Here is a 5,074-nt window from a genome sequence, read left to right on the forward strand (position 1 = left end):
AGCAGCTCATTCAAACTACAAGTGTTATCAAATTATCGGCTTATTAGTACCGGTCAGCTCCATGGGTCTTTAGTCCCCACTTCCACATCCGGCCTATCAACGCAGTAGTCTAGCTGCGAGCCTCTCCCCCGAAGGGATGGAAATCTCATCTCGAAGCCGGCTTCCCGCTTAGATGCTTTCAGCGGTTATCCGTTCCGAACGTAGCTAATCAGCGGTGCTCCTGGCGGAACAACTGACACACCAGAGGTTCGTCCATCCCGGTCCTCTCGTACTAGGGATAGATCTTCTCAAATTTCCTGCGCGCGCAGCGGATAGGGACCGAACTGTCTCACGACGTTCTAAACCCAGCTCGCGTACCGCTTTAATGGGCGAACAGCCCAACCCTTGGGACCTACTCCAGCCCCAGGATGCGACGAGCCGACATCGAGGTGCCAAACCATGCCGTCGATATGGACTCTTGGGCAAGATCAGCCTGTTATCCCCGAGGTACCTTTTATCCGTTGAGCGACAGCGCTTCCACAAGCCACTGCCGGATCACTAGTCCCGACTTTCGTCCCTGCTCGACTTGTCAGTCTCACAGTCAAGCTCCCTTGTGCACTTACACTCGACACCTGATTGCCAACCAGGTTGAGGGAACCTTTGGGCGCCTCCGTTACTTTTTAGGAGGCAACCGCCCCAGTTAAACTACCCACCAGGCACTGTCCCTGAACCGGATCACGGTTCGAAGTTAGGTATCCAATATGACCAGAGTGGTATTTCAACAATGACTCCACCTGAACTAGCGTCCAAGCTTCACAGTCTCCCACCTATCCTACACAAGCCACACCGAACACCAATACCAAGCTGTAGTAAAGGTCACGGGGTCTTTCCGTCCTGCTGCGCGTAACGAGCATCTTTACTCGTAATGCAATTTCGCCGAGTTCGCGGTTGAGACAGCTGGGAAGTCGTTACGCCATTCGTGCAGGTCGGAACTTACCCGACAAGGAATTTCGCTACCTTAGGATGGTTATAGTTACCACCGCCGTTTACTGGGGCTTAAATTCTCAGCTTCGCCTTACGGCTAACCGTTCCTCTTAACCTTCCAGCACCGGGCAGGCGTCAGTCCGTATACATCGTCTTGCGACTTAGCACGGACCTGTGTTTTTAGTAAACAGTCGCTTCCCACTGGTCTCTGCGGCCTTCGAACGCTCCCGGAGTAAATCCGTTCACGCCTCAGGCCCCCCTTCTCCCGAAGTTACGGGGGCATTTTGCCGAGTTCCTTAACCACGATTCTCTCGATCTCCTTAGTATTCTCTACCTGATCACCTGAGTCGGTTTGGGGTACGGGTGACTAAAACCTCGCGTCGATGCTTTTCTTGGCAGCATAGGATCACTGATTTCACCCTCACGGGCTACCCATCGGGTCTCAACCTTATATGAGAGACGGATTTGCCTATCTCTCGGCCTACATCCTTAGACCGGGTCAACCATCGCCCGGCTCAGCTACCTTCCTGCGTCACACCTGTTAATACGCTAACCGCACCAGCATAGGGTCGCACGCTAGGCCCACCCCCTCCACCCGAAGGCTTCAGTCAGTAGGATTCAGATGCTTAGCATTACTGGATTAGCTTGGGCGGTTTTTCGTCAGTACGGGAATATCAACCCGTTGTCCATCGACTACGCCTGTCGGCCTCGCCTTAGGTCCCGACTTACCCAGGGCGGATTAGCCTGGCCCTGGAACCCTTGATCTTTCGGAGGACGGGTTTCTCACCCGTCTTTCGCTACTCATGCCTGCATTCTCACTCGTGTGGCCTCCACGGCTGGTTTACACCGCCGCTTCGCTGGCCACACGACGCTCTCCTACCCATCAACACGGCTGAACCAACACAACAAGTGTGCGGCTAACCAAAAATATCAATGCCACAACTTCGGTGGCGTGCTTGAGCCCCGTTACATTGTCGGCGCGGAATCACTTGACCAGTGAGCTATTACGCACTCTTTCAAGGGTGGCTGCTTCTAAGCCAACCTCCTGGTTGTCTGTGCAACTCCACATCCTTTCCCACTTAGCACGCGCTTTGGGACCTTAGTTGGTGGTCTGGGTTGTTTCCCTCTCGACGATGAAGCTTATCCCCCACCGTCTCACTGCTGCGCTCTCACTTACCGGCATTCGGAGTTTGGCTGACGTCAGTAAGCTTTTAGGCCCCATCGGCCATCCAGTAGCTCTACCTCCGGCAAGAAACACGCAACGCTGCACCTAAATGCATTTCGGAGAGAACCAGCTATCACGAAGTTTGATTGGCCTTTCACCCCTATCCACAGCTCATCCCCTCCATTTTCAACTGAAGTGGGTTCGGTCCTCCACGACGTCTTACCGTCGCTTCAACCTGGCCATGGATAGATCACTTCGCTTCGGGTCTAGGACATGCGACTGAATCGCCCTATTCAGACTCGCTTTCGCTACGCATTCCCCTCTCGGGTTAAGCTCGCCACATATCACTAACTCGCAGGCTCATTCTTCAAAAGGCACGCTGTCACTAGAACAAAGCTAGCTCCAACGGTTTGTAAGCAAACGGTTTCAGGTACTATTTCACTCCCCTCCCGGGGTACTTTTCACCTTTCCCTCACGGTACTTGTTCACTATCGGTCATGTAGGAGTATTTAGGCTTATCAGGTGGTCCTGACAGATTCACACGGGATTTCTCGGGCCCCGTGCTACTTGGGATACTTCTCGGGTGATTACTGCATTTCGACTACGGGGTTCGCACCCTCTATGACCAGGCTTTCAATCCTGTTCGTCTATACAACGCTCTAACCCTCACCATTCGGTAGAATAGGCAGAAAAGTCCCGCAACCCCGACCATGCAACACCTACCGGCTATCACACATGATCGGTTTAGCCTCATCCGGGTTCGCTCGCCACTACTAACGGAATCACTGTTGTTTTCTCTTCCTGTGGGTACTGAGATGTTTCACTTCCCCACGTTCCCTCTACCCGCCCTATATATTCAGGCGGGAGTCACCAGGTCACCTCACGGGCCTGGCGGGGTTTCCCCATTCGGACATCCTCGGATCACAGTTCGTTTATCAACTCCCCGAGGCTTATCGCAGATTACTACGTCCTTCTTCGGCTCTACATGCCAAGGCATTCACCGTTTGCTCTTAAAAATTTGAAATCACATGAGTTTGAATCGATTGGTGCCACGGAATAAATCCCGCGACAGAAATTGACCAATGATCTAACACACACCCGAAGGCATGTGCTTTGATCTTTGTAATTTGACCCCGAAGGGTTCAAATTTAAGATGCTCGCGTCCACTGTGTAGTTCTCAAAGTACGGGCGGTACCCCTTCATGCTCACGATTGATGTGAACAAGAAAAAGTCCAGAGGAACAGTCCAACCCAAACCGAAGTTCAAGTCGTTCCGGTCCCTCAGGACCCAACAGCGTGCATATACAAGTCTCTCTGAAACCGTTCTTTCCAACCCCGTCCTTGCGGACCAGGCGTACCGAAACGATCTCAGCCGTTCTTGTATCAATGTCAATGTTCCACCCATGAGCGCCAGCCAAGAACGTTCGTCTTGGTCTGACTGGCCGACGTGTTCCGCTGTATACAGACGGGACGGCACGTGCTCCTTAGAAAGGAGGTGATCCAGCCGCACCTTCCGGTACGGCTACCTTGTTACGACTTAGTCCTAATCACCGATCCCACCTTCGACAGCTCCTCCCCTTACGGGTTAGGCCACCGGCTTCGGGTGTTACCGACTTTCATGACTTGACGGGCGGTGTGTACAAGGCCCGGGAACGTATTCACCGCAGCGTTGCTGATCTGCGATTACTAGCGACTCCGACTTCATGAGGTCGAGTTGCAGACCTCAATCCGAACTGAGACCGGCTTTTTGGGATTCGCTCCACCTTGCGGTATCGCAGCCCTTTGTACCGGCCATTGTAGCATGCGTGAAGCCCAAGACATAAGGGGCATGATGATTTGACGTCATCCCCACCTTCCTCCGAGTTGACCCCGGCAGTATCCCATGAGTTCCCACCATTACGTGCTGGCAACATAGGACGAGGGTTGCGCTCGTTGCGGGACTTAACCCAACATCTCACGACACGAGCTGACGACAACCATGCACCACCTGTATAGAGACCTTGCGGGGCGATTGTTTCCAACCGTTTCCTCTATATGTCAAGCCTTGGTAAGGTTCTTCGCGTTGCATCGAATTAATCCGCATGCTCCGCCGCTTGTGCGGGCCCCCGTCAATTCCTTTGAGTTTTAGCCTTGCGGCCGTACTCCCCAGGCGGGGAACTTAATGCGTTAGCTGCGACACGGAGACCGTGGAATGGTCCCCACATCTAGTTCCCAACGTTTACGGCATGGACTACCAGGGTATCTAATCCTGTTCGCTCCCCATGCTTTCGCTCCTCAGCGTCAGTTACGGCCCAGAGATCTGCCTTCGCCATTGGTGTTCCTCCTGATATCTGCGCATTCCACCGCTACACCAGGAATTCCAATCTCCCCTACCGCACTCTAGTCTGCCCGTACCCACTGCAGGCCCGAGGTTGAGCCTCGGGTTTTCACAGCAGACGCGACAAACCGCCTACGAGCTCTTTACGCCCAATAATTCCGGACAACGCTTGCACCCTACGTATTACCGCGGCTGCTGGCACGTAGTTAGCCGGTGCTTTTTCTGCAGGTACCGTCACTTCCAGGAAAACCCAGTCGCTTCTTCCCTACTAAAAGAGGTTTACAACCCGAAGGCCTTCGTCCCTCACGCGGCGTTGCTGCATCAGGCTTGCGCCCATTGTGCAATATTCCCCACTGCTGCCTCCCGTAGGAGTCTGGGCCGTGTCTCAGTCCCAGTGTGGCCGGTCACCCTCTCAGGCCGGCTACCCGTCGTCGCCTTGGTGAGCCATTACCTCACCAACTAGCTGATAGGCCGCGAGCTCATCCTTGACCAAAATTCTTTCCACCCAAAAAGATGCCTCTTCAGGTCGTATCCGGTATTAGCTACAGTTTCCCGCAGTTATCCCAGAGTCAAGGGCAGATTGCTCACGTGTTACTCACCCGTTCGCCACTGATCCAAGGAGCAAGCTCC

Annotated in this window: 2 rRNA genes; both read right to left on the reverse strand. The window is 53.7% G+C overall.

The annotated features are described in order from the left end of the window. Positions 1 to 23: 23 nt before the first annotated feature. Positions 24 to 3,152, reverse strand: a 23S ribosomal RNA gene (locus E3T55_RS02520). A 463-nt stretch (positions 3,153 to 3,615) separates the two neighbouring features. After that, positions 3,616 to 5,074 (reverse strand): 16S ribosomal RNA (locus E3T55_RS02525); the annotation flags it as partial.

Origin of the sequence: Cryobacterium frigoriphilum (genome assembly GCF_004403305.1) — a bacterium.
GTDB lineage: Bacteria > Actinomycetota > Actinomycetes > Actinomycetales > Microbacteriaceae > Cryobacterium > Cryobacterium frigoriphilum.